This is a genomic window from Bacillus cereus group sp. N21, from assembly GCF_016483395.1.
GTDB classification, from domain to species: domain Bacteria; phylum Bacillota; class Bacilli; order Bacillales; family Bacillaceae_G; genus Bacillus_A; species Bacillus_A pseudomycoides.
Genome location: NZ_JAEHBX010000004.1, coordinates 123,622 through 149,732, shown reverse-complemented (window position 1 = coordinate 149,732; position 26,111 = coordinate 123,622). Strand labels below are relative to the sequence as shown.

The window sequence follows — 26,111 nt, the reverse complement described above, 5'->3', positions numbered from 1 at the left end:
TGTCAGCTTTTTTCTGAAATAGAAAACATTCTTGACAAATACGGATTTAAAAACACTCCCATTGGATCTACCTTTTCTCTAACTTCCAAGAAAGAGTTTAGCTTTGGATAAACACATTGTAATGGTTCATATCGCATTGTATGCATTTTCCCCCAATGTGGACGCCCTTCGTACTTTTGAAAAATATGTTCTATTGCTGTAAAGTACGCAGCATATTTCATTCCTTTATACATATGCACAGCGATATACGCTGAATCTCTTCTATAAGCAGGACTTATCCATATATCATCTCCCTTTACATAACGACATTCAATTGGAAAATGAACTTGGAATTTCTTCTTTTCAATGAGGTTGTAAATTTCCCCTACTACCTCTTTCATATACTGCGCTGGGACACTATACTCCATTTCATAAAAACGAACATTACGAGATGTAGCAAATATTTGATAACTTGGACCAATTGTTTTCGCACTCGGCACTGCCTTTGCTGACAGTCTACTAACTCCTTTACTTATAGAAGGAATCCACTTGCATCCTTTAGACAATAATGAAAAAGCTATATTTTCAAGTAGTTCTGTCTTGATCTTATGCCACTTTAAATCTATCCCTTTCTCTGCTGTTTCATTTGTAATTTTCACTTGGACATCATCTGAATACGGAAACACAAAAAATTCAAAATGACGATGTTGCTTATATTTCTCTAGTTTGTTTATTACAGTAGAAAACGATTCCTTTCTGCTTTCATAGATAAGTGAATAAGCTGGAATGACTTTTAATTTAACTTTTACAATGATTCCCAGCATACCAAGAGATAACTGAAATGCCTTCCAAAATTCAGGATTCTCTTTCTCAGAACAAACAATAATTTCTCCAGATGCCAGCACAGCTGTAACTTCTACTACTTGTGTTGCCAAACTACCAAATTGAATACCTGTTCCATGCGTTCCTGTACTAATTGCTCCTGCAATAGATTGCGAATCAATATCTCCTAAATTTTCCTGCGCGTATCCTTTGTCTTCCAGCAGTTTTCCTAAGTTATATAACTTTGTTCCGCCCCATACTTCTACTATGAATGATTGTGAATCCACGTCTACTATCCCTTGTAGCTCATCTAAAGAAATTAGAATTTCCTCTGTTTGAACAAGAGGTGTAAAGGAGTGTCCTGATCCAACAACACGAATTCTCTTTCCCTGTTCCTTTGCAAACTTTACTACTTCTATCACATCTTGTATATTTTTTGGATACATCGTATATTGTGGATTCCCTTCTACATTCCCTGCCCAATTTCTCCATTTCTGCCCTTTTACAGAAAGCATTGGCCATCCCCCCGGTATGTTGAATACTCCCCTATCACTTTGTTACCTACAATACGATGTAACGATGAGAAACGCTCACATAGTTCTCCGGCTTTACTATGCCGAAATAACATGCCATCCCCAACCGTTAGATGTTCTGAACCATCATAATAAACGGGCGTTTGTACTTCTCCAGCTCCCTCTAAAGCTAACAACTTTGCCCCACTTGGCTCCCAAATCTCAGGCTGTTTGTCTTTCCCAACTGCTCCTGAAGCCATATATCCGCCACCGAGGCAAGTATATATATGTTGGCTTGGTTGTCTAACAATCGGCAACGCAAAGCCAACAGCTGGTTCAAATCTAATATCTTTATAGTAATCAAAGAGCTTGGGGGAGTAAAAAGCAGAACCTATTGTAATCTCTGTAACGGATTCATCTTGCATTGTCGTTTTTATACTTCCTGTGCCTCCTCCATTTACAAAACGAAGTGTAATTCCTTGTTCTTGCAATGCTCGTACAACGCTCTGTCTACGTTCCATCACTTCAAATACAGATTTTCTCTTTAAATAAGAAACTATTTTATTTTTAAAACCTTGCTTTGGTACATCGTCCCCAACTCCTGCAATCTGTGCCTCATAGCCCATTACACCGTCTATTTGTAAAACGGAAGATTGAATTGCTTTTTCAATAACGTTTAAAGCCTCAGAGGTAGTACGTATAGGAGAACGTCTAACACCAAAATGAAACTGAAAAAAATGACTACTCATATCGATATCAATACAAATTCGAAAGCGTCCACCTGTTTCTATTGCAATTTTCTCTAAATAAGCAATATGTTCTATGCAATCTACCATACAAGTGATTATAAATCCTTGTTTTGTAAGCAAACTAATTTCTTGAAGTGCTTGTTCATCATGTACAGGATATCCAAGCAACAAATCATTAAATCCTTGTTTTATTAAGAATATTACTTCTCGTGGTGAAAAACACATAATGCCTTGAAAACAACTATTAGAGGCTAAAATTTTCTTCATCACTGGAACAGATCGTAACGATTTACTAGCAATACGAACTTTCTTTCCTCCGCACAATTGAACAATTGACTCAATATTTCTTTCTAACGCTTCTTCATCAAGAAATGCGCATGGTAAGGGAACCTTTTGAAATATGTTACGCTCCACATTGTTCTCTCCCCTTCTATATATATGTCTTATACATATTGGAAAGAAACTATCATTTTCCTGTGTCTAAACAAAAAAAGTTTCTTCTTTACGAAGAAACTTTTTAACTATTTCAATAGAAGTGATTGCCTGTACTGGATCATGAATCATTATACGTATATGTTTTTTAACTAAGAAGTAACCAAGCGTTCTAGCGATTTACATACGTATCAAACCAAAGCTGAATATATCCCGCTGTGACACGCTGCGCTTCTACTAAACGTTTTCCTGTTGTTAGTGTAACTTCTGCACGCCATTTATCTGCATATTCTTGTGAAACTGCCGCTCTTACGAACCAATCTTTTGTAGTGCCATTTACAATACCAGCATAATCTTGCTTAGCAGCTACAGCCGCTCCATGAATCCAGTCTTCAGGATTTACTCCTTTCCAATTCCAATATCCATTTCCATCAGCCACTTTATAATTATTTTTTATTGTATCTACAAAATTTTCATATTTGGAGTGGAAACCTTGTGGATAAGAAAGATTTGTAAAGTTTGCTGCATGCATTGGTTGATTGACATCTCCTAAGTAATGAAGCGATAAGCCTAAATAGAAGAATGCTTGTTTTATTTCTTGCTTTTGATAGGCTTCACCAGCAAGTTTAAAATATTTAGCCCTAGTTTCTTTTGCCTGCTTAGCAAAAGGTATATATGTCTTCCCTGTATCAGGATCGTAGAAATGAGAAGCAAATGTACTGTTATCATAGTAAGGGTTTTCATAATCAGCAGCATAAATACCATTCTCTAACTCTGTACGCCATTCATTTAATAATGCAACTTGATCTTGTTTTACAATCGTTGTATTACGAGACATAATATCAATTGCACGATTGACAATCCATAAATGGGAGTTTACACCTTCTGCATGTTTATCTTCAGCAGACCAATATTGAATTACTCTTACCTTATTTCCGCCCTCATTTTCATGGGCAAATGCTACACTTTGCAATGGTGCTACTAATGTAATAGCTGCTGCTAAGGCTAATACTTTCTTTTTCATATGAAAACCTCCGTTTATATTTAATTTACTTGGAATATGTAATTCAAATCATATGGTTAACCTACGATTAGAATATCCCACCTTTCTACTCATTTCTATTGAAAAAATAAATCATACGAATATTCACATTATTATAATTCTATGGATAATATGTTTCATTTGCATTATAGTAAACGAATATTAAATTCCTGCAAAGAAACAGCTAAAATATTGTAAAAAATAGAAGCAATCAGGTGCATATCCTGATTGCTTCTATTTTTTCTTTCGCCCTGATAATATACTTGATAATTGAACATTTACTGCTAGCTTATGAATAAATCCAAACACTAAACCAATTCCAATGAAAATATAGAAAATCGTAAAGATTTTTCCAAAGTCTGTTTGCGGGCTAAAATCTCCATAGCCAACTGTCGTTAATGTAACAACGCTAAAATATAATGCATCAATCGTGCGTAATCCTTCTACCGTACTGTAAAAAATAGTCCCTGATAGTAACGTTATAATCGTTAATACAAATAACACTTGAAATTCTTTATCTTTCCACACTCTTGAACAAGCTTTTAGCATTCGTTTCAAAGTTAGTAAAAATGAAACCATGTAACTCTCCCTTCCTACTTAAACAATTTAGTCAAAGGAAAGTCTATCACCTTTCTATCCACAAAAAAAGTAGCCTTCTTCTATTTCTAGAAAAAGACTACTTTCTTCTATATTATATATTATTTAGGTGAAACAAGAATTTTCACTTGTTTTTTATCTTTTACAAGCGCTTCAAATCCTTCTTCTACAACTTGATCCACTGTAATTTTTTTCGTAATTAATTTCTCTGCTTGAATTTGACCAGAGCTAATTAATTTAATAACAGATGGGAAGATGTGACGGTATCCAAGAATACCTACAACTTCTTTTTCTTTTAATACTAAGTTGTTTGGAGTAATTGTCGCATCTTTTTCCCAGACACTGACGATTACAGTTTGTCCTTCAAAGCTTGTGCTTTCAATTGCTTGACGAAGTACAACTTCAACTCCTGTTACTTCGAAGCTAATATTTACGCCTAAACCGTTTGTTAAGTTACGGATTTCTGCTACCACATCTTGCTCTGCTGGATTTAATACGTAATCAGCACCTGCTAATTTTGCTAACTCTTGACGTTCTTTAGAAAGTTCAACTGCGATAACAGGTGTTGCACCTGCAGCTTTAGCAGCTTGGATAACAAGAAGTCCGATTGGTCCACAGCCAAATACAGCTACAGCTTCGCCTTCTTTTAACTTACTTTGACGCACTGCATGAACTGCAACTGCTGCTGGTTCTACAAGTGCACCTTGTTCATAAGTCATTTCATCTGGGATATGGTGAACCATATCTGCTGGTACTACAGTATATTCAGAGAAGCCACCGCCATCTCCACCAAGACCGTGGAAAACAAGTTGTTCACAAACGTTATAATGACCATGTTTACAAGCTTCACATTTACCACAAGAATAAATAGGTTCTACAACAACGCGGTCCCCTACTTTATGATTCGTAACACCTTCACCGATTTCAACAACTTCACCACTAAACTCGTGACCTAAAATAACAGGTGCTTTCACGTGTGTTAGTGGATGTTCTTCTGTTGGAATAAAAATAGGTCCTGCTAAATATTCATGTAAATCTGTTCCACAAATACCACACCATTTAACTTTGATCTTCACTGCTCCTGATCGTACAGCTGGTTCTGGAACTTCTTCTACTCTTACATCACGTTGATTATGCCAAAGTAATGCTTTCATTTTATGCATCCCTCTCTATGTATATATACTTAACCTGGTGAAGTTTACCAATCTATTATAGTACTCTTATCCATATATTTCAAAAAACCAATCTGGATTTCACTAAATTTTAACAAAAAAAAGTTCACTTTTTTGTTACTTTGTACTTTTTTCCACATCTGTTAATTCAATTTCATTGCAGGCGAAATTCGCATTATGCCATAATAGCAGAGGAGAGGTGAACATCGCTTGAAATATTTCATTTATTTTATTGTTATCGTAGCGTTTTTAGATACATTTTCACAATTACCAATTATGAGTACTTACGCGCAAAGCCTCGGGGGAACTCCTCTTATTATCGGTCTCGTTGTAGGGATGTACTCGTTTGCCAATATGATTGGCAATATTATCGCAGGTGCATCTGTTGATAAATTTGGCGCAAAGAAAGTACTCTATATGAGTATGGGAATTACGAGTCTCATAGTGTTATTGTATACTGTTGTTCAAAGCGGCGAGCAATTACTCATCGTTCGCTTTTTACACGGATTTAGTGATGGCTTCTTAATCCCTGCAGCCTTTACTTTCCTATCTAAACAAACGAAATCTACAAAACAAGGAAAAGCAATGGCACTATCTGGTGCCGCTGTCGGAACAGCAGCTATCGTTGGCCCTGCTTTCAGTGGAATTATGAAAGCAACCGCAGGTGTAGAGTGGGTCTTTGTTACGATTTCTATCTTAATGGTATTCGGAACAATCGTATCCCTGTTCTTATTACCAACCAATGTGACTAGAAAAGACACATCACGGACGCAAATGATGAACAAAGAAGATATGATAGGATTACTAAAATCCGAACCATTATTACAAGCATATATTGGCGCTTTTACATTAATGTTTTCACAAGGAATCGTCACATATATGTTACCGGTAAAAGTAGAAGCACTAGCACTCAAAGCATCTACAACAGGCATGATGCTAAGTGTATTTGGGATTACTGCCATCCTCTTCTTCTTACTGCCAACAAATCGTATTTATGATCGCTTTGACCGTTCAAAAATGATGCTAATTGGTATTGCAGTCATGGCACTTGCCTTATCATTACTTGGTATATTTACAACAAAAGGTATGCTCTTTGTTGTTATGATGATTTACGGAATTGGATTCGCCATCCTCTTCCCATCTATTAATGCTTTACTCGTTGAAAATACAACTGAGGATAAACGCGGGAAAGCATTCGGATTATTTTACGCATTCTTTTCATTAGGCGTTGTCGCTGGATCCTTCACAGTTGGAGCAATCGGGGCATCACCGAGCGTAAGCTTTGTAATTGGAACAGCATTTTTACTAACATTTGCTTCTATGATTTATGTGAGAGGAAAAACAAAAGAGACAATGATGAATTAGCTCATCATTGTCTCTTTTCAATCAAATCTTTACTATAAAACCTCAACATATGAAGGATTAGCAGTTATATAGTTTCCTGATTTTAGCTTATACATTTTTGAACCATTTACAGTTAACGTTGCCACAACAGTGAATACATCACCTTTTTTCACAGTACCAGCCTTTGCATTCCAATCAGGTTGATTATAATAATATAATTCTTCTGTTTTCACACGAATTAAGAATGTTTTCTTCTGTAATCCAAATGCCTTTACTAAACCATTTACATGCCCTCTTGCAAGTTGTTCTCTAAATGTTGCATTACCTAATTTTTGAGCATCTTCTGCTCGATCAATAAACCCATTTTCAGTTAATACTGCTGGCATATTCGTTTCTCTTAACACATGAAAATTATTTGTTTTGATCCCTCTATCATCAAGGTCAGTTGTTTTCATAATTTCCTGATGAATTATATTCTGGTAAGTCGTAGTTGGTGCTCCTGCATTTGGATAACTATAATCTTCATAACCAGAGCCACCACCACTGTTAATATGTACAGATAAGAAGAAATTTGCTCCCCAATTATTTGCATCAGTTGTTCGCTGTGTTAGGGTAGGATATACATCACTTGTACGACTCATTTTAATTTCATGACCTGTATACTCTGCATTTAAAATGTTACGAATACGTAATGCGATATCTAATGTTAAATCCTTTTCTCGTAAACTATTTCCAACCGCTCCTGTATCTGTTCCCCCATGACCTGGATCAAGATAAATCTTAACTGTCTCCGCACTTGCATGTGCAGTTGGTATAGCAAAATACATACATGCTACACATAATAAAACAATACTACTTTTCACAAAAGCTGATAATTTTTTCAATGCTGTCAATTACTTTACTCTCCCTATATATAACTTTACAAATATTCTCTACATTTCCTTCCTAAAAAAGGATTTCAATTAAACTATTAAACTATCACTATCTTAATTAATTCCTTTGAATTTTACTCAAAATAAAAAACAAAATCAATATATAATTTTGTTTTTTATAAATAATTATTTTTTTAGATTCAAAATCAGTAAAAACTTGAAATATATGTATTTATAAACGACAAAAAAAGGAGTAAACTCTATTTATCTCTATATCAAAAAAATGTATTTTCATTTCATATATTTAAAAATTCCGCTTGTTCTTTTTTACTTTTCAGTAATAATCGTATCCGAATACTACTCATTGTAAATTGCTGAAACACGTCTTTCTTCTATACCAATCATCTTGATACACTCTTCACTCATTTTTCAAAAAAATGTATAAATACCAACTATGTCTCGACAATTTCCTCGGAAATATTCCTTTTCCCTACACCATTTGATAGACTGTATATAGGTAAACAATGTGTATTACACAAAATAAAAAAGTACGTTCTTTCTACGAAGAACGTACTTTTCTATTTTATTACTAATCTATTAACGACGAATCCAAATAGCTCCTGCCGACTTATCATCTGCTTGCCCAACAACTTGGAATTTCAGCCCTAATTGCGGCACTTTTCGTCCCGCATCAGGAATTTGAGTGTTACTGTATACTTTAGAATCATCAAATGTTGCAACACCTGGTAAGCCTGGGTAATTAAATTGTCCACGTGTAAATGAATTTACATTCCACGCCGGTGTTTGATCAAGTGAAAATGCAGCATCTGCAATTTGCAACCCTGTATTACCGTATACTGGTTTTCCATTTAAATTTCCAACAACAGCTTCTGGGTGAGAATCAACAACACCAAGGAAGCCTTCACCAGGATGCCTGCCAACCCAGTTATCTTTAAAACTATCATCTGCATACCAAACAACAAGACCAGTATTATATACTGGACCTCTCCCTACTTTTAACCCTTCATCTGAGCCAGCATAGTTTCTCCACTCTAAATAATAATAATGTGGTTTCTTTTCTGTTCCATCAGAAACGACAAAACCATTTAACTTCATTTTCGCTTGTCCTTCTGCATCATCTGAAAATACCACTTTTCCATCGACTGTTACATTCACATTATCCATTGCAAATCCTTTATATGTTAAAGCAGGATCTGTAATATAATCAAATTTCAATTTCACTTTCTTCCCTTTAAATTGACTTAAATCATATGATTTATCAATCCATTTTCCTTCTGTCGTATCTTGGTCACCTTTTACTACTTTATCGCCTAGTTTATCGATTAATGTTTTTGTTCCATCTTCTGTCACCGCATGCACTTCAATAAAATCACATTCTGCTTCAAGTTCATAGTTTGCTTTATAATCAAATTTCGCATTAGCTGCCTTCGTTAAATCAAACAATGGTGTTTCTAATGTTGTATGCATATCATCGCCTCTTGTACTGTAGTATGCATGCTTGCCAAATCCAGTTTTAATTGTTTCAACACTTTTCTCAGGTAAATTTACACGTACAAGACCTGGACGATTGGATTTTGTAACACTTTGATCAATATATGTAGGGAAACCTACTCCACGTTTTATTTTATCGTAATCTACTTCTACAATTTTCGCCCAGTTTCCATCCATATTTTTTTGTAAGAAATCTTTATTTTGCGGTGAAAAACTTGTTGGTTCTGTCCCTGCGATTCTTCCTGTCCAGCTACCACCACTCATTAATGACCATGCTTCCACAGGTGATCCAGCTCCAGTATAGTTCGTATCATATTCATCTGGTAAACCAAGATCATGACCAAATTCATGAGCGAATACGCCAACTGCACCATCCTCAGGCTCAATTGTGTAATCATGTGCAGCAACTTTTCCATCCCAATATGAAACTTTTGACTTTGTCCCTTCAATTGCAACTGGATCTTGTGCTAATTTAGAACGATGTGACCAGATTGCATCATCACCTAATTTACCGCCACCAGCTTCTTGACCAACCCCAGCATGAATGACCATTAAATGATCAATTACACCGTCTGGTTCATTTTGATTTCCATCACCATTTGTATCATAACGATCAAACTGGTCAAATTGAGATAAATCTAATCCTTTCTCTGCTGCTGCTTTTAAGGCTTCTTTCACAAGGTCACGTGCCCCTTTAGGCCCTTTATTATCATGACCAGTCTTACCATCTGCTCCGTAATCTGCTGCTTTCCCAGGAACAGTTAACCATTCTGTTACATAACCATCTGTCGTATAACTACCACCAGACTGCTCTTCATAATATTGTTTAAATGTTTTTACTTTTGAACCATCGAATAACGTGAATGGTTCATTACCGAATAACATTTTTTGATAATGCTCTCTACTAAAGTCGTTCGCATACATATAACCAGGGCTTTGTTCAATATTATTATGTTTATAATCACTAAACTCTACAAGTAGTACAAGTACTTTATCTGTACGAACAGCTCCATTATATGGAGCCTGCTTTGCTGGAGAAGTTGGTACTTTTCCATTTAACTGTTTTTTATTTTGTGAAGGCGTTTGCTCTGAGCTAGCATTTTCTACAGACTTCTTCACTTTTTCCTTTTCTTCCATCTTTTTTTCTTTTACTTTTTTCACGAAATCAGATGCCTCTTTAGCAGGGTCATCCGGAAGAATTTCTTTATTTGGCTGATCACCTTTCTTTTTTTCAATATATTGTTCTACAGCCTTTTGTGTCTCTTCTTTTGATGCTGATCGATCAATCGTTCCACGTTCTTTTAAAGCTTCAGCCAAGCGCTCTTCTTGAATTAAATTGTTATCAATTGGAGTTGTTGAAATACTTCCTTTTGACTGAGATGTTGTTTCCGCATAAGCTACTGATGTACCAAGTGCAAATGTGCAACCAAGCATTGTCGTGATTGCCAAAGATGAAAAAACTTTAAACGGTGTTTTTCTTTTCATTACTATTTCCTCCCTTATTAATTGTAACAAGACTTAAAATTTAGACAATTGATAATATGGAATGCACAATATATATAAGTTCTATAATATAGACCTATCCCCCCTTCTATATACAATAAAAAAGACATAGTTCTATAATCATGGAATAGTAATTATTCCCTTATAGAATCATGCCCTCCAGTCCTCTGGTCAGACCCTGTACTGATTATTTACCTCGTATCAAAAAAACTCACAAAAAAGAGTTATTTATTATATATTAAATAACTTAGATAGAAAATTTAAAAGACAATATGCACAATTGCATGAAAATTCTTTTATTCATTATTTTACAAACAAAAAAACCACCAAGGTTAACGTGATGCTAACCTTGGTAGTTTTTGTTTCCCCCTCATAAACGGGGACCAATCCTTCACAGATGGAAGTTTCACTTTATTTCCCTTGTGTTTTCTCCCAATCAGCTAAGAACTTCTCAATTCCTTGATCTGTTAACGGATGTTTCACTAATGCGCCAATTACGTTTGCCGGAATTGTTGCAATGTGCGCACCGTTTAATGCTGCGTCTGTTACGTGAACGCTATGGCGTACAGATGCTGCGATAATTTCTGTTTTAATGTCATGAATTACAAAGATATCAGCGATTTGGCGAATTAAGTCCATACCATTATGACCGATATCATCTAAACGACCTAAGAATGGAGATACGTACGTTGCACCAGCACGCGCTGCAAGCAATGCTTGTACTGCAGAGAATACTAACGTAACGTTTGTACGAATTCCTAAATCAGAGAATGCTTTTACTGCTTTTAAGCCTTCTTTTGTCATTGGTACTTTTACAACAACGTTTGGAGCAATTTTTGCTAATTCTTTTCCTTCTTCAATCATTTTATCTGATTCTAGGCTAATAACTTCTGCACTTACAGGTCCTGTTACAACGCTGCAAATTTCACGAATACGTTCATGGAAATCTACGCCTTCTTTTGCTACAAGTGATGGATTTGTTGTTACACCTGCTAATACGCCTAAATCATTTGCCTCTTTAATTTCATCAATGTTTGCTGTATCAATAAAAAATTTCATTTGTTTTTCTTCCTTCCTAAATGTAAGTTTATATTTTATTTTTTCTTAATAAGCTCTAATTCAATCGGAATGAATTTTTCCACTTTTTTACCTTGGTTCACTTGTCTTGCTGTTTCCATCGCTTTCTCTCCGATTAATTCTGGTTTTTGCGCAACAGTTGCTGTCATACGTCCGTCATTAACCGCTTTCACAGCATCATCTGTGGCATCAAATCCAACAACAACCACATCTGTTTTTCCAGCAGATTTTAATGCTTCCAGCGCACCTAATGCCATTTCATCATTATGAGCAAACACTGCTTTTATATCATTATTTGCCTGCAATATGTTTTCCATAACTGATAATCCTTTGGCACGGTCAAAGTCTGCGGCTTGCTTTGCAACAACTTTTAGCCCCTTATCGGCAACTTTATGGAATCCTTTCCCACGCTCACGAGCAGCGGATGATCCAGGAATCCCTTCTAACTCAGCAACATTTGCACCTTCACCAACAAGCTCACGAATGTAGTCACCAGCCATGCTTCCACCTTCTACATTATTTGATGCGATGTGTGAAACAACTTTTCCTGAGTTTGCAACGCGGTCTACTGTAATAACAGGGATGTTTGCTGCATTAGCTGCACTTACTGCTGAAGCAACTGCATCTGAATCTGTTGGGTTAATGACAACTACATCAACGCCTTTTTGAATTAAATCCTCAACATCATTCGTTTGCTTCGCCGCATCATTTTGTGCATCAACAGCAATTAACTCAATGCCACTATCTTTCGCCTTCTTTTCTGCCCCTTTTTTCAACGTAACGAAAAATGGATTGTTTAAAGTTGAAATAGAAAATCCAACTTTAATAGTTTTATTTCGACTTTTATCGCTAGAATCCTTCGCCCATTCCGGTGGTTCCATTGAACAACCAGCAGTGATTACCACTATGAGTGCAACGAGTACAAGTAACCATTTTTTCATGAATTGTCCCTCCATTATGCTTCTTTTCGACGATCAATTAATACAGCAAGTAAGATCACAAGCCCTTTTACAACTTGTTGGAAGAAAGAAGATACACCTAATAAATTTAGACCGTTATTTAGTACACCGATAATCAGTACACCAATGAACGTGCCGACAATCCAACCTCTTCCACCAGAAAGACTTGTTCCTCCTAATACAACTGCAGCAATTGCATCTAATTCGTAAGAAGAACCAGCAGTTGGCTGTGCAGAATCTAAGCGTGATGTTAACACGATACCCGCAAGCGCTGCCAGAATTCCAGAAAGACCATAAATCATTACTTTTATTCTTGTTACATTAATACCTGATAATGCCGCTGCTTCTTCATTTCCACCAATTGCAAAAGTACGGCGACCAAACGTTGTCTTGTTTAAAATAAAGTACAATGCAGCAAAAGCAATCATCATCGTTACAGCTGGTACGGGAATACCAAGAAAGTAACCACGGCCAAACATTTGAAACATTAAGTGATCACCAAGGCCAGTGATCGGACGTCCGTCCATATAAACAAGCGTGAGCCCTCGGAAAATGGTCATTGTTGCTAATGTCGCAATAAATGGTGCCACTTTTCCTTTCGCAATGATGATACCGTTTACAATTCCCATTACAAGCCCAGCCAATAATCCAACTGCCATTGCAAGGAACGGATCCATGCCACTTGCCATCATTCCAGCAACAAGTGCACTTGATAATGCTAAAATAGAACCTACCGATAAGTCAATACCCCCAGTTAAAATAACGAAGGTCATTCCAAATGCAATGAGTGCATTAATCGATACTTGGCGTAAAATATTAAATAAATTTGGTATTTCAATAAATGCTGGATTTAATGCTGTAATAACTACAATAATCAGTGCCAATCCAATTAAAGAACCTAGCTGCTGCAATATATTCCCCTTTTTAGCCATAACTTACTCTCCCCCTGTAGCTAATGCCATAATGGACTCTTGTGTTGCTTTATCTTTCTCTAAAATACCGCCTACTTTTCCTTCATGAATAACAAGGACACGATCGCTCATTCCTAAAACTTCTGGAAGTTCGGATGAAACCATAATAACCGCATCCCCCTGCTTTGTAAGCTTGTTCATAATAGAGTAAATTTCTTTTTTTGCTCCAACATCAACGCCCCGTGTTGGTTCATCTAAAATTAACAGCTGCGGATGGATTCCTAGCCATTTTGCAATAACAATCTTTTGTTGATTTCCACCAGAAAGTGATTTGACGGCTTGTTCACCATTTGCCGCTTTTACATTGAGAAGCTTCATCATATTCTCTGTGAACTGTGCTTCTACTCCTTTATCCATCACACTACCTTTTGAGAGATTCCCTAGATTTGGCAATGCTAAATTTTCACGAATAGAAAAATCTAAGACAAGCCCTTCTGATTTTCGATCTTCTGTAATAAAGGCAATTCGCTGCCGTATTGCATCAATTGGACTATCAATTTTCACTTCTTGCCCATTCATAAATATTTGGCCCGAATCTAACGGTTCATGTCCAAATATCGCCTTCATAATATCAGTGCGGCCAGCTCCCATTAATCCAGCGACACCGAGAATTTCACCTTTTCTCACTTGAAACGAAATATTTTCAAACTTCCCTTTTTTCGTTGCGTTACGCATTTCAAAAATAACTTCACCGATCTTCGCATCGCGCTCCGGATAGCGCTCACCGATGCTGCGACCAACCATCATACTCACTACTTCATCAAATGATGTTTCTGGAATTAACCTCGTTCCAACATATTCCCCATCACGTAAAATCGTAATAGCATCACAAATAGAAAAGATTTCTTCCATGCGATGTGAAATGTAGACGAACGATACGCCTTCTTTACGTAATTTATTAATAACCGTAAAGAGTGTTTCAATTTCGCGGTCCGTTAAGGCTGCTGTCGGCTCGTCCATAATAATAACGCTCGCATTTGTCATTAAGGCCTTACCAATTTCAATAATTTGCTGCTGTCCAACTGATAATTCCCCAGCAAGCATAGCCCCTTTTACGTGAAGCCCAAGACTTGCTAATTGTTGCTGCGCTAACCCATTCATTTGCCGTGTACGTAAAATGCCTGTTTTGCCGTACATCAACTCTTTCCCAAGAAACATATTTTCAGCAACTGTTAAGTTCGGTAATATGTTCAGCTCTTGATGAATAAAAGCAATTCCGTATTCCTCAGCTTCTTTTGCGTTTTTAAATGTCCGTTCTTGCTCATCAATCGTGACTTGACCACTATCTTTCGTATATACACCTGTTAAAATTTTCATGAGCGTTGATTTTCCCGCTCCATTTTCCCCCATCAGTGCATGGACTTCTCCTGTTTCAATACTAAACTGTGCGTTTTTTAAAACAGGATTACCATTGAACGCTTTTGAAATATTTTTCATTTCAATACGCATTCTCATCACATCCCTTTATTAAAAAATCACGCCGGCATGTAAAATAACATTCGCATATGGCGTTGCTTCTCCCGTACGAATAACTGCCTTTGTCTGTTTTGTACGTTCTTTAAACTGCTCATGCGATACGTATTCAAAAGCAGCTTCTTTTAAACGTGCTTCAACTTCTCTGTTTACTTCTGCATTATTGATCGTAATCTCTTCTGCTAATGTTAGTTTTTCAACTGCCATGTCGTCTATCACAACTTGTAACACCTCTAGAAACGATGGTTTTCCAAGTTCTACCGCTAAATCAATTCGCTTTACACCATCTGGAATAGGTAAACCACAATCAGCAATCACAATTGTATCCGTATGTCCAAGGGAAGCAAGTACCGCAGCAATTTCACTATTTAATACACCGTGCTTCTTCATCCAACAATCACCTGCACTTCTCTTACCTTTTCTCTTGTTGGCATACCACCTTGTGCCCCTAACTTTGTTACAGAAAGACCACCGGCAATGTTTGCAAAGCGGATTGCTTTTTGTAATGTCTCACCTTCGGAAAGTGCAACCGCTAATGCACCGTTAAAAGTATCACCTGCTCCTGTTGTATCCACTACTTCAACATCAATACTTGGTACATGAACAATCTCTGTACCATTATAGAAACGAACACCTTTCCCACCTTCTGTCATCAGTAACTTATTTGGATATTTCGCAAGTAACTCTTCAATTGGTGACGTAAAATCATCTAATACAATGCGGCATTCATGCTCATTCGGTGTAATATACGTCGCCTTTTCTAAAATATCTACTGGCAATACTTGTGCCGGAGCTGGATTTAACATAACCGGAATTTTGTGTTCTTCACAAATATCAAGAACGTATTCCACTGTTTCTAGCGGAATTTCCAGCTGAAGGACAACCATATCAGCTTTTACAAGAAGATCTTTCGCACGATCAACAATTTGTTCATTCACAAGACGATTTGCTCCTTGTACAACGACAATACTGTTGTCTTCTTCCGCTAAAACAATATGAGCAATTCCTGTCGTTTCATCTGTAACCGGTACCACATAGTCGATAAAAACACGGTCATTCTCTAAATTTTTTCTAACTAGCTTACCATAATCATCATTTCCTACAGCACCTACCATTGCCACATTTGCACCTAATCTAGCTGCGGCAACAGCTTGGTTTGCTCCTTTTCCTCCAGGCACTGTATGAAATGTTTCTCCAATCACTGTTTCTCCTGCTTTTGGTCGCTTTTTTGAAACAGCGACTAAATCCATTGAAATACTGCCGACTACTGCAATGTTTGGCATATATCTCATCTCCTTACTTCGTTGTATTTCGTTCTATAATTTCAATCGGTAAACGATAATGTTCGGTTTCTAATTGATTTCCTTCCATTTGCTCTAGCAATAATTCTGTTGCAATTCGTCCCATTTCATAAATAGGTTGTGCAACTGTTGTAAGAGATGGATACATCATTTCTGTTAAAGAAATACCATCAAATCCAATAATTTGTAAATCATCTGGAATAGAAATTCCTTTTTGTAATGCCGCTTTCACTACCCCAATGGCAATCAAATCATTTCCAGCTACAATGCCATCGATATGCGGATACTCTTCTAACAATTCCATTGCCACACGTTCGCTATCTGCCGGATCAAACGTACTTTCTGCAATCATATAAGAAAGCCCATATTGTGTAATAACATCTACAAAACCTTCAAAACGCTCATTTGCTGTACTCACATCGCGCGGTCCACGAATATGCGCAATATGTTGACACCCTTTTTCTAACAGTAACTTTGTTGCTTCTTGACTTCCCGCATAGTTATCTGCATATACCGTCGGAATACGCTCATTAAACATGCGGTCAATTGCCACAACTGGCACAGACAAGTTCATGTAATTCATACTATTTTGTGGGTTCGTTGCCACAATAAACCCATCAACATTATTTTGTCTGAGCACATCAATATATTGTTTCTCTTTCTCTAAACTTTCATCAGAATTACAAAGTACAACTGTGTATCCTTGCTTATGTGCTACATCCTCTACGGCACGTGCAACTTCTGGAAAGAATGGATTCACGATATTTGGAACAACCAAACCAATTAAGCGAGATTTTTTATTATATAAAGAACGTGCTACTGTACTAGGCTTATAATCCAACAGTTCAATTGCTCGTTCCACTTTTTTTAATGTATCTTCGTGAACATATCCGTTCTTATTTAACACCCTGGAAACGGTCGCAACAGATACTCCTGCTAATTTCGCAACATCTTTAATCGTACTCATTCTCTTCCCTCTCCATTTCATGTAACCGTTTACAGAAGATAATATAACTCATTTACAAAAATACGTCAATCATTTATAACTAAAAAAGATTATATGTTATACACTAAAAAAGCACCACCATAAGGCGATGCTTTTTTCTTATTATGAGAAAGATACGTTTGTATCTTTCTCTTCTACTTCAGTAGCAGGTTCTTCTGCACCTTTTTTACGATTAGAAAGCTTAATTTTTTGTAAGAAGATTGTAAATACGGCACCAACTACGATAAAGACTAATCCTGTTAGGAATACACTATGAAGTGAATCCACTAAAGATGTTTTCAAAATTGGTACAATGCTATTTGAGAATGCTTCTGGCATTTGTTTTAATGCTTCTGGGCTAAATAGCATAGAATATAAACTTTGTGGATCTGTATGAATCATATCTTTAAACTTCGTTACCATTTGTCCCGCTTCTACTGGGAATGTATCTAGTACAGGAACTAATTTATTTGTCAATGTTGTACCTGACGTATTATTCATAATAGAACCTAAAATCGTAATTCCGAACGTCCCACCGATTTGACGGAAGAACTGACTTGAAGATGTTACAACTCCAAGATCCTTTTTCGGGAAACTTTCTTGTAATGCTAATGTTAATGTCGGCATTACAAGACCCATTCCTAAACCGATAATCATCATATATGATGTTGCAATAAGTTTAGTTGTATGCATATCCATTGTTGTTAATAACCAAAAACCGCCAGCCATAATGAGCATACCTGTAATAATTTGTGGTTTTACGCCTACCTTTAATACAAGCTGACCACCAATAATACTCATCACAATCATCGTAATCATCATTGGTGTCATTATCGTTCCAGATTCAGCCGCACTTACGCCAACAATTCCTTGCATAAAGAATGGAACGAACATAATTGCACCAAACATTCCAATACTCATAAAGAAACCAATTGCATTTAATAGTGTAAATGTACGGTTTTTAAAGAAATGCATTGGTAAAATTGGTTCTTCCGCCTTCGTTTCAACAATGATGAAGCTTACTATACCAATGATAGCAAGTGCAAATAATCCAATGATTTGCCAAGAATCCCAAGCATAGTCTTTCCCGCCAAACGTTAGTGCAAGTAATAAAGTCACAACACCAAGAATCATCGTGAAAATACCAGCGATATCAATTTTAATTGGACCTGTTTGTTTATGTCCTTTTAATCCCATTGCAATAAAGATTGTCGCCAAAATACCGACTGGCAAGTTGATATAGAATACCCATCTCCAGTTGACAGCATCAACAATCCAACCGCCCACTTGCGGTCCAATTACGGAAGCAAGACCATATAACGCTCCAAAGATTCCTTGCCATTTCGCACGTTCTTTCCCTGTAAACATATCCCCGATAATAATCATCGCCATTGGCATCATAATACCGCCACCAAGCCCTTGAATACCACGGAAAATAATTAACTCAGTCATACCATTCGCCATACCGCAAAGTGCTGAACCAACCATAAAAATGATTAATCCTGTAATATATACGTTACGACGTCCTAATAAATCCGCTAACTTACCTGCAATTGGTACAACTGTTGTTGATGTTAACATATATGCCGTTGTTAACCATGTCATTAAACTTAATCCGCCTAGATCGCCAACAATTCGCGGCATTGCTGTACCAACGATTGTTCCATCTAATGCAGCAAATAACATGGCAATAACTAGACCGATTAACAACAGCTTTCTATTCTGATTTTCTTGTTGCTCCATGTAATCTCCTCAATTCCTTTTAGTTTGTCTCTTTCTTCTCAGATTCCCCGCAAATAATTACCTCTAACTTTTCAAATAAGCGTAGTAAATCTTCTCTCTCTTGTAATTCTAACTGTGAGAAGTATTTTGCAATATGCTTATTACGAGCAGTCATTGCCTCTTCTACTACATCTTTCCCCTTCTTCGTCAGCTCAATTACAACAACACGGCGATCTTCTTTGTCATGGTAGCGCAGTACCAATTCTTGATCGATTAACCGATCGATCATCACTGTAATTGCGCTTGGTTTCACATACATTTTCTTCGCCAATTTCGTTGCTCTTGATGCACCGTAATGGTCTAAAATTTTCAAAATATAAAATTGCGGTGGTGTAAGTCCTGATGCTTGCATTTGTTCTAGTAACTCCGTTTGCATTTTCTTTCCTATAGAGAATGCTAAAGCCTGAATTCTATCAATATGAGTCATATCATTTGGCATGTTATCCACCTCTTATTTAAACAATAAAATATTTAACGTATTTAAATATTAAACCCTATAATTAATTTCGTCAATAATTTTATTTTGTAAAAACGTTTACATTTTTGTCGCAAAGTTGTATAATTTTTGACCAAGTTAATATTGACAGTCATGGGGAATGAGAGTATAAAGACTATGTCATAAAACGTTTTCAATAATAGAGGAGGATTTTTAGGTTATGTTTTTAACTCAGTTGTTTAAACCTGCGCCGCATACAGAGCGCTTACCTGCTGATCGCATTGATAGCGAATACCGCAAACTGCGCTTACAAGTATTTTTAGGCATTTTCATTGGCTATGCAGGTTACTACCTTGTTCGCAAAAACTTTTCACTGGCTATGCCTTATCTTGTTGAACAAGGATTTAGCAAAGGTGAACTTGGAGTTATCCTTTCTGCTGTATCCATTGCATATGGCTTAAGTAAATTTATTATGGGGATTGTCTCTGACCGTTGTAATCCCCGCTACTTCTTAGCGGCAGGACTATTTTTATCCGGTATCATTAATATTATCTTTGGTTCATTCTCTTTTATTACAACAAGTATTTTGCTTATGTTTGTTCTTCAATTTTTAAATGGTTGGGTACAAGGTATGGGCTGGCCTCCATGTGGCCGCACAATGGTTCATTGGTTCTCTATTAGTGAACGCGGTACAAAAATGTCCATTTGGAACGTTGCCCACAATGTTGGTGGCGGACTTATGGGACCACTCGTAACATTAGGACTATTCTTATTTGCTGGTAGCTGGCAAAGCATTTTCTACTTCCCAGGTATTTTTGCAATTTTAGTTGGGATCTATGTATTAATTGTAATGCGCGATACACCGCAATCTTGTGGATTACCACCTATTGAAGAATATACGGGTGAATATCCTTCAGATGAAAGAGTAAAAGATCGTGAACGCGAACTTTCGGTAAAGGAAATTTTATTTACTTATGTACTAAACAACAAATTTTTATGGTACATCGCTATAGCTAACGTATTCGTATACTTCGTACGCTACGGTGTTGTAGACTGGGCACCTACTTATTTAGTAGAAGAAAAAAACTTTACTCATAATAGTTCTCGTACAGCATACGCATTATACGAATTTGCTGGTATTCCGGGCACACTCCTTTGCGGATGGATGAGCGATAAATTATTTAAAGGGCGCCGTGCCCCTGCTGGTATTTTATTCATGGTTGGTGTATTCATTGCTGTTCTTGTTTATTGGTTAAATCCGGCTGGTCATCCAATCATCGATAGCATCGCACTAGTGGCAATTGGCTTCTTAATTTATGGACCAGTTATGCTCATTGGATTACATGCCCTTGACTTAGCACCAAAGAAAGCTGCTGGAACAGCTGCTGGTTTAACAGGTTTCTTCGGTTACCTGGGCGGTGCTGCATTTGCTAGTGCTGCAATGGGCTTTATTGTAGATGCTTTCGGATGGAACGGCGGTTTCATTCTATTACTTACATCTTGTGTACTTGCGATTGTATTCCTTGCTCTAACTTTAAACACAGGATCTTCAAAATCACAACAAGCTTAAACGGAGGTTTTTCTTAAAAACTTCTATAAGATAAAGTGAAAAGCTTTAATCAGTGGGGAACAAAAGCTGAAGTAAAGAAATAAAATAGCTCTTAGCATTCAGATATATGCTAAGAGCTATTTTTTATTTATGTCTAGTGATATTGTCTTGCAGCCTATAACAATCATTTCCCTTCTATTTACAACATTACTTTTATAAAAACATCTGCTGAAACATTTTCATAGCAATAGCCAATGTCACCGAAGTAGTAAATCCCCCTAAACAAATAAGACTCACTCCTTGACTATATGTTAAACTTTGAAATGCTTTCATTTCTTACATCCCCCATTCTCTCCCTTTGATGATTACATCATATCAATGGAGGAAATTTCAAAACATCGATTTCCCTAACAACAGTCTTACAATTTTGTAAGATTTATCTCAAAAAAACAGACAACATTTCTGCTGCCTGTTACTTCACGATCATCACCGGACATTTCACTCGTTTTGCTATTTTATGACTTACACTACCAAGTACCATTTCTTGCAATGTATTCAATCCCCTACTCCCCACTATTACAAGATCAATGTCTCCTGTATTTACATATTGCACAAGTGTATTTCCTGGATCACCATGTAAAATCGTAATTTTATAAGAAACTCCTTCTTGCTGTAATAAAATCTCAATTTCTTTTAATCTATCTTTTCGACTAGCTGAAATTGTTTCTATATTTGTTTGTCCCTGTATAATATCTGATTTTGCTGTTCTACTATCTACTACGTATACAACTTCAACGGTTACTTCCTTACTCAATGTAGAAATATGTACGGCATGTTTTGCTGCGCGTATTGCGTGTTCTGAACCATCACATGCTAATATAATTTGCTTGTACATCTTCTGAAACCCCTTTCATCATCATACTCGTATTATAATACAAAAAGAACCTTTTCGGTCCTTCGAAAAGGTTCTTCCTATTTAACGAACAGCTTGTTTCGCCAATTTTGTAACAAGCTCTGAACTACGCTCATTTAATCCCGTTATGTTTACTTTCACACCATTTTTCTCATACTTCACTACAACTTTATCAACCGCAGCCTCAGCTGAATCATCCCATACATGGGCGTGTGTAAAATCAATTTCTACTTCTGTCACATCTTCTTTAAACTGAAATACATTTATAAATTCTGTAGTCGATGCAAAGAAGAGTTGTCCGTGAACAGCGTATACCTTTTTCTCACCAATATAAGAATGTTTCACGTGAATCTTTGCCATATTTGCTGCGAATAAAACTGCACTTATTACTGTACCAATCATAACACCAAGAGCTAGATTATGTGTAACAAGATAACACTCCTCTACTTTTCTTATTTTTTGATTTTCTCCGTAAGAAAATCGGGCCGATTGCACGAGTGCTATTATATAACGAATGTCAGATTTTTTGCTATAAAAAACTTTCCCAAATGAAAAGACGCTGCATCATGCAACGTCTTTTCTCTTAATGTCCACCGTGTCCCCCACCATTTTCTTGAACAATCTCTAACTTCTCGTCAAGTATTCCTTGCGTTTCAAACGAAATATTCTCTGTATTTCCTAATAGAAGACCATGGTTATATGGCCCGAGCGTTGGATCATCTTTAAACTTTGGTTGAATCGTAGCTAATAAATCATATACTGGCTGGGAAACCTTCCCTTTATCTAATAATAGAACAGGTGCATGTTTCCCCATATGTGAAAACGGCGCTCCAGTAATTGCTAAATCGGGAGTTTCTGTTGAAACAAATGATACGCCGTGCCCTGGTTTTGTGAATCCCCATCCAAATTGTGTTTTCTTATCTTTAAACTTTGCAAAAGCGATTGAGTTTTCTGTTGGATTTTCTCCGCTAATGCGCGTTACTTTTCCATGCTTACTTAACTGTTTTTCTACCTCTTTTGAAATAATTTTTTCAGGTCCTAAAAGATATATATTTGCTTTTCCTTTTCTTGCTTTCAACGCTTCTATTGTAGCCTCAGGTACTTTATCTTTTGCTACATATAAAAGAGGTTCAGGCATATGAGCAATCCAGTTCACAGCTGGTGTTGTATACAAACGCCCCTCTTCTTCGGAAGAAGCGATAATGACACTTTCTGGGTACTTCCCTGTTATGTCTGCATATTCTTTATCAACATCTTTCGCAAACGTCGCTGGATCAGTTTCTTTTATTTGCTTTATTTTATATTCTTTCAGTTGATTTAATATGGAAGATTCTACATCTCCCATCACCATAATTTGTGTTCCATCTTTTGTTCCAAGTGGGTTTAACCGCTTGATTTCTTTTAACGTCGCCTCTGGAATACTTTCTTTATTCATAAATAAAATAGGTCCATTGTTTGGATGATGAATGAAATCCGCACTAGCAATTCCAAGTTGCCACTGATTAGCTGGTACTAAAATCACCGCTCCTGGTTGGTTCTCTTTGTGAGTCGCTGGCCATATTGTTTGTGATGTTAATACTGCCATTTGCACAGGATCATTTGTGTTTAATCGTGTTACATTTTTTAAACTTGTTGTTAATACATCTCTAGATGCTCCAGCATTCATTTCTTTCGGTGGCATCGCTGCATGATGCACCTTCATATCTTTTTGCTGCTCATTTTTCTTCTCTTTTTTAGATTCGTGATTTTTATGCTCCGTATTCGCTTGCCCACACGCTGCAAGTCCAAGTACAGCAGCTATTGTCATACTCAAAACTCGAGTTTCTTTTTTCACTATACCGCCTCCATATTCGTCACGTTTGAGCCTATATACTTTACCTAAAATGTAAATTTTAACTATACAATAACAAGCAATTCTGAAGAAATTATGCAGATGCATGATAATCTGCACCATTTCTTCAGGATTTTGCATTACACTTTTAGTAGTGAATACAAATACGGAGGATATTATATGATGGATATACTACTTGTAGATGATGAACCACGTATGCTCGAATTATTAACGCTTTATCTTACTCCTAGAGGATATAACTGCGTTTGTGCGACTTCTGGACAAGAAGCTATTTCTTATATAGAAAACCAAAGTTTTAAGTTTGTTCTTCTCGATATTATGATGCCGAAAATGGATGGTTGGGAAACATGTAACAGAATTCGTTCGTTTAGTAACGTTCCTATTATTATGGTAACCGCACGCGATCAGACGATTGATGTTATTCAAGGATTAAAAATCGGGTCTGATGATTATATAACAAAACCTTTTCATGAAGGTGAACTGTTAGCACGCATTGAAGCTGTATTGCGGCGTAGTAATCAGCATGAACACCTAAAATATAAAGGGATTTTGTGGGATGAAGCAAAGCACTTTATTTCCGTTCATGGACAAGAGGTTTTGCTTACACCAATTGAATTCTCTTTACTTGGATTATTTTTACGTCACGTAAACTATATACTCAGCCGCAATCAACTGATCGAACGGATTTGGGGACTAGATACAAATACAGAGGATCGCACAGTGGATTCTCATATTCGTAACTTACGTGATAAATTGCGAAAGAACAATTTTCCAATTGACGAACATTTAAAAACTGTGTATGGAGTTGGCTACCGGTGGATTGACGCTGAAAATCAAGGAGTTACGCGATGAAACGAATTTCTGTTCAACTCGGATTTTACTTTTTAATTTTTACGCTTTTAATCGAAACCGTCCTATTTGTTTTACTCTATTATAGCCTTGTCAATACGAGGGTAAATGAGGAAATGACAGCATTATTAAAACGTGGAAATAGCCACCGAGATGTACTTGAGAAATATTTTGATTTCCAAACAATCTCTCATGTCGCTTTAATGGAGTCAGAAGCTGAAACAAAAGTTATTATTACAAACGCTCAGAAAAAAATATTAGCAAAATCTAATGATATAGATTCCACTATAAAGAGGTACATTATTGGAATGATAGCAGATACGAACCATAACGGAACGATCGTGGAGAACCACTGGAAAACTTCTAATTATATATGCACAGTTAGTCCAATAATAATAGAAGGAAAAACGCAAGGTTATGTTTATATGTTTCTTAGCACAAGTTCCATTAAAGAAATGATTGCAGGTCTTACAAAACAATTTCTTGTTGCTGGTGTTGTTACATTTATTTTAACAGTCATTACGATATTTCTTCTATCGCGTCTGTTAACAAAACCACTTCTCCGTATGAAGCATGCTACTGAAAAAATGAGTCGCGGTGACTTATCAGTCTCTTTAACTAGTACTCGAAATGATGAAATTGGCGAACTAACCCAATCTATCCAAACGCTCGCGAATGATTTACATTATATGAAAAAAGAACGCAGTGAATTTCTAGCGAGTGTCGCCCATGAACTAAGAACACCCCTAACCTATGTGAGGGGATATGCAGATATCGCCATGAAAAACAGTACACCTCCTGAACAGCGCCAAAAATATTTATCAATTATAAAAGATGAAGCTGATTATATTACAAATTTAGTACAAGACTTATTCTTGCTTGCTCAAATGGAAAAACATAATTTTTCTATTCAGGCAAAGGAAGTACACTTGCAAACCTTTCTTTCTCGCATTGTTACAAAAGTGAATATAATGTATGAAGCAAAACATATCAGTGTTTCTTCAACATGTCCTTCTTCACTTTCTATAGCTCTTGATGAACAAAGGTTTGAACAAGTTATCATCAATATTTTAAATAATGCGTATGCACACTCATCTGAACATTCTCGAATTACCATTTCCGTTACAGAACATAAAACACAACTTGAAATTGCCATCCAAGATACAGGAGAAGGAATTCCAGAAGAAGATATCCCACACATTTTTGAACGATTTTATCGCGTCGATAAAGCAAGATCTCGTTCAACTGGTGGAACTGGATTAGGACTTGCCATTGTAAAAGAAATAGTCGAACTACATGGCGGAGAAATTACTGTTACAAGTGAAGTAAATCAAGGTTCTTGCTTTACTATGTCATTGCCAATCAGTATGTGAAAAAGCTTAAGAGAAATTCTCTTAAGCTTTTTCGCACATTATTTGCTCTACAAAA

The 26,111-nt window shown here is 36.6% G+C and carries 23 protein-coding genes and 1 pseudogene; 4 read left to right on the top strand and 20 right to left on the bottom strand.

Annotation, left to right across the window (positions count from 1 at the left end):
* Positions 1–2 precede the first annotated feature (2 nt).
* The 5 genes from JDS96_RS03795 to bdhA form a co-directional block, all read right to left on the bottom strand.
* Positions 3–1,316 carry a D-arabinono-1,4-lactone oxidase gene (locus JDS96_RS03795; protein ID WP_199666097.1) on the bottom strand — a complete coding sequence of 438 codons (1,314 nt, stop codon included), beginning with the start codon at positions 1,314–1,316 and terminating at the stop codon, positions 3–5.
* Positions 1,304–2,476, bottom strand: a complete 1,173-nt coding sequence (locus JDS96_RS03790) for an amino acid deaminase/aldolase (RefSeq protein WP_003195167.1) — start codon at positions 2,474–2,476, stop codon at positions 1,304–1,306. Before JDS96_RS03790 ends, JDS96_RS03795 begins: the two co-directional genes overlap by 13 nt.
* A 190-nt stretch (positions 2,477–2,666) precedes the next feature.
* Positions 2,667–3,518: a phospholipase C gene (gene cerA, locus JDS96_RS03785; protein WP_199666096.1), complete on the bottom strand. Its 852-nt coding sequence runs from the start codon at positions 3,516–3,518 to the stop codon at positions 2,667–2,669.
* A gap of 252 nt (positions 3,519–3,770) precedes the next feature.
* Entirely contained in the window at positions 3,771–4,115 is a 345-nt protein-coding gene (locus tag JDS96_RS03780; RefSeq protein ID WP_199666094.1) for a potassium channel family protein, read from the bottom strand.
* Between the two features lie 119 nt (positions 4,116–4,234).
* Complete coding sequence (gene bdhA, locus JDS96_RS03775) at positions 4,235–5,287, bottom strand: (R,R)-butanediol dehydrogenase (protein WP_003195173.1); 1,053 nt, start codon at positions 5,285–5,287, stop codon at positions 4,235–4,237.
* A 228-nt stretch (positions 5,288–5,515) separates the two neighbouring features.
* On the opposite strand from bdhA, the gene JDS96_RS03770 reads away from it, so the two are divergent.
* Positions 5,516–6,670, top strand: coding sequence for an MFS transporter (locus tag JDS96_RS03770; RefSeq protein WP_199666092.1), 1,155 nt, complete (start codon positions 5,516–5,518; stop codon positions 6,668–6,670).
* Between the two features lie 32 nt (positions 6,671–6,702).
* On the opposite strand, the gene JDS96_RS03765 is transcribed toward JDS96_RS03770, so the two are convergent.
* From JDS96_RS03765 to JDS96_RS03715, 11 genes are all read right to left on the bottom strand, one after another.
* Positions 6,703–7,542: an N-acetylmuramoyl-L-alanine amidase gene (locus tag JDS96_RS03765; RefSeq protein ID WP_199666090.1), complete on the bottom strand. Its 840-nt coding sequence runs from the start codon at positions 7,540–7,542 to the stop codon at positions 6,703–6,705.
* Between the two features lie 576 nt (positions 7,543–8,118).
* Positions 8,119–10,518 (bottom strand): immune inhibitor A, encoded by a 2,400-nt coding sequence (locus JDS96_RS03760; RefSeq protein ID WP_199666089.1) that lies wholly within the window; start codon positions 10,516–10,518, stop codon positions 8,119–8,121.
* 429 nt (positions 10,519–10,947) lie between these two features.
* Positions 10,948–11,595 (bottom strand): fructose-6-phosphate aldolase, encoded by a 648-nt coding sequence (gene fsa, locus JDS96_RS03755; protein WP_003195186.1) that lies wholly within the window; start codon positions 11,593–11,595, stop codon positions 10,948–10,950.
* A gap of 35 nt (positions 11,596–11,630) precedes the next feature.
* The gene (gene rbsB / locus JDS96_RS03750; RefSeq protein WP_199666086.1) at positions 11,631–12,554 is read right to left on the bottom strand and encodes a ribose ABC transporter substrate-binding protein RbsB; all 924 of its coding nucleotides are present in this window, start codon (positions 12,552–12,554) and stop codon (positions 11,631–11,633) included.
* A 14-nt stretch (positions 12,555–12,568) separates the two neighbouring features.
* Positions 12,569–13,504 carry an ABC transporter permease subunit gene (locus tag JDS96_RS03745; RefSeq protein ID WP_199666084.1) on the bottom strand — a complete coding sequence of 312 codons (936 nt, stop codon included), beginning with the start codon at positions 13,502–13,504 and terminating at the stop codon, positions 12,569–12,571.
* Between the two features lie 3 nt (positions 13,505–13,507).
* Positions 13,508–14,992, bottom strand: a complete 1,485-nt coding sequence (locus tag JDS96_RS03740) for a sugar ABC transporter ATP-binding protein (RefSeq protein ID WP_199666082.1) — start codon at positions 14,990–14,992, stop codon at positions 13,508–13,510.
* A gap of 18 nt (positions 14,993–15,010) precedes the next feature.
* A complete protein-coding gene (gene rbsD, locus JDS96_RS03735) occupies positions 15,011–15,406 on the bottom strand; it encodes a D-ribose pyranase (RefSeq protein ID WP_199666080.1) in 396 nt (131 codons plus the stop codon).
* Complete coding sequence (gene rbsK, locus JDS96_RS03730) at positions 15,403–16,299, bottom strand: ribokinase (protein ID WP_199666072.1); 897 nt, start codon at positions 16,297–16,299, stop codon at positions 15,403–15,405. Before rbsK ends, rbsD begins: the two co-directional genes overlap by 4 nt.
* A 13-nt stretch (positions 16,300–16,312) precedes the next feature.
* Complete coding sequence (locus JDS96_RS03725; protein ID WP_033795879.1) at positions 16,313–17,284, bottom strand: LacI family DNA-binding transcriptional regulator; 972 nt, start codon at positions 17,282–17,284, stop codon at positions 16,313–16,315.
* Between the two features lie 141 nt (positions 17,285–17,425).
* Positions 17,426–19,045, bottom strand: a complete 1,620-nt coding sequence (locus tag JDS96_RS03720; RefSeq protein WP_199666070.1) for an MDR family MFS transporter — start codon at positions 19,043–19,045, stop codon at positions 17,426–17,428.
* A gap of 19 nt (positions 19,046–19,064) precedes the next feature.
* A complete protein-coding gene (locus JDS96_RS03715) occupies positions 19,065–19,523 on the bottom strand; it encodes a MarR family winged helix-turn-helix transcriptional regulator (RefSeq protein WP_003195202.1) in 459 nt (152 codons plus the stop codon).
* Between the two features lie 217 nt (positions 19,524–19,740).
* Between JDS96_RS03715 and glpT the strand changes: the two genes are divergently transcribed.
* The gene (gene glpT / locus JDS96_RS03710) at positions 19,741–21,090 is read left to right on the top strand and encodes a glycerol-3-phosphate transporter (RefSeq protein WP_006093537.1); all 1,350 of its coding nucleotides are present in this window, start codon (positions 19,741–19,743) and stop codon (positions 21,088–21,090) included.
* A 192-nt stretch (positions 21,091–21,282) separates the two neighbouring features.
* On the opposite strand, the gene JDS96_RS03705 is transcribed toward glpT, so the two are convergent.
* The 4 genes and pseudogenes from JDS96_RS03705 to JDS96_RS03690 form a co-directional block, all read right to left on the bottom strand.
* On the bottom strand, positions 21,283–21,402 hold the full coding sequence (locus JDS96_RS03705) for a DUF4027 family protein (protein ID WP_003195205.1): 120 nt from the start codon (positions 21,400–21,402) through the stop codon (positions 21,283–21,285).
* A 139-nt stretch (positions 21,403–21,541) separates the two neighbouring features.
* Positions 21,542–21,964, bottom strand: a complete 423-nt coding sequence (locus tag JDS96_RS03700; protein WP_003195208.1) for a universal stress protein — start codon at positions 21,962–21,964, stop codon at positions 21,542–21,544.
* A gap of 81 nt (positions 21,965–22,045) precedes the next feature.
* Positions 22,046–22,414 (bottom strand): annotated as a pseudogene (locus JDS96_RS03695) (STAS domain-containing protein); the annotation flags it as partial.
* 151 nt (positions 22,415–22,565) lie between these two features.
* A complete protein-coding gene (locus tag JDS96_RS03690; protein WP_199666069.1) occupies positions 22,566–23,816 on the bottom strand; it encodes a cell wall-binding repeat-containing protein in 1,251 nt (416 codons plus the stop codon).
* A gap of 177 nt (positions 23,817–23,993) precedes the next feature.
* Here JDS96_RS03690 and JDS96_RS03685 point away from each other — a divergent pair, with 177 nt between their 5' ends.
* Both JDS96_RS03685 and JDS96_RS03680 read left to right on the top strand, forming a co-directional pair.
* Positions 23,994–24,686, top strand: a complete 693-nt coding sequence (locus JDS96_RS03685; protein ID WP_199666067.1) for a response regulator transcription factor — start codon at positions 23,994–23,996, stop codon at positions 24,684–24,686.
* Positions 24,683–26,056, top strand: a complete 1,374-nt coding sequence (locus tag JDS96_RS03680; RefSeq protein WP_199666065.1) for a sensor histidine kinase — start codon at positions 24,683–24,685, stop codon at positions 26,054–26,056. Before JDS96_RS03685 ends, JDS96_RS03680 begins: the two co-directional genes overlap by 4 nt.
* The last annotated feature ends 55 nt before the right edge of the window (positions 26,057–26,111 follow it).

Coding starts and splice junctions, on each gene's coding strand:
- JDS96_RS03795 (WP_199666097.1), bottom strand. CDS start 1,316: ATGCTTTCTGTAAAAGGGCAGAAATGGAGAAATTGGGCAGGGAATGTA.
- cerA (WP_199666096.1), bottom strand. CDS start 3,518: ATGAAAAAGAAAGTATTAGCCTTAGCAGCAGCTATTACATTAGTAGCA.
- JDS96_RS03780 (WP_199666094.1), bottom strand. CDS start 4,115: ATGGTTTCATTTTTACTAACTTTGAAACGAATGCTAAAAGCTTGTTCA.
- bdhA (WP_003195173.1), bottom strand. CDS start 5,287: ATGAAAGCATTACTTTGGCATAATCAACGTGATGTAAGAGTAGAAGAA.
- JDS96_RS03760 (WP_199666089.1), bottom strand. CDS start 10,518: ATGAAAAGAAAAACACCGTTTAAAGTTTTTTCATCTTTGGCAATCACG.
- fsa (WP_003195186.1), bottom strand. CDS start 11,595: ATGAAATTTTTTATTGATACAGCAAACATTGATGAAATTAAAGAGGCA.
- rbsB (WP_199666086.1), bottom strand. CDS start 12,554: ATGAAAAAATGGTTACTTGTACTCGTTGCACTCATAGTGGTAATCACT.
- JDS96_RS03745 (WP_199666084.1), bottom strand. CDS start 13,504: ATGGCTAAAAAGGGGAATATATTGCAGCAGCTAGGTTCTTTAATTGGA.
- JDS96_RS03740 (WP_199666082.1), bottom strand. CDS start 14,992: ATGCGTATTGAAATGAAAAATATTTCAAAAGCGTTCAATGGTAATCCT.
- rbsD (WP_199666080.1), bottom strand. CDS start 15,406: ATGAAGAAGCACGGTGTATTAAATAGTGAAATTGCTGCGGTACTTGCT.
- rbsK (WP_199666072.1), bottom strand. CDS start 16,299: ATGCCAAACATTGCAGTAGTCGGCAGTATTTCAATGGATTTAGTCGCT.
- JDS96_RS03725 (WP_033795879.1), bottom strand. CDS start 17,284: ATGAGTACGATTAAAGATGTTGCGAAATTAGCAGGAGTATCTGTTGCG.
- JDS96_RS03720 (WP_199666070.1), bottom strand. CDS start 19,045: ATGGAGCAACAAGAAAATCAGAATAGAAAGCTGTTGTTAATCGGTCTA.
- JDS96_RS03715 (WP_003195202.1), bottom strand. CDS start 19,523: ATGCCAAATGATATGACTCATATTGATAGAATTCAGGCTTTAGCATTC.
- glpT (WP_006093537.1), top strand. CDS start 19,741: ATGTTTTTAACTCAGTTGTTTAAACCTGCGCCGCATACAGAGCGCTTA.
- JDS96_RS03705 (WP_003195205.1), bottom strand. CDS start 21,402: ATGAAAGCATTTCAAAGTTTAACATATAGTCAAGGAGTGAGTCTTATT.
- JDS96_RS03700 (WP_003195208.1), bottom strand. CDS start 21,964: ATGTACAAGCAAATTATATTAGCATGTGATGGTTCAGAACACGCAATA.
- JDS96_RS03685 (WP_199666067.1), top strand. CDS start 23,994: ATGATGGATATACTACTTGTAGATGATGAACCACGTATGCTCGAATTA.
- JDS96_RS03680 (WP_199666065.1), top strand. CDS start 24,683: ATGAAACGAATTTCTGTTCAACTCGGATTTTACTTTTTAATTTTTACG.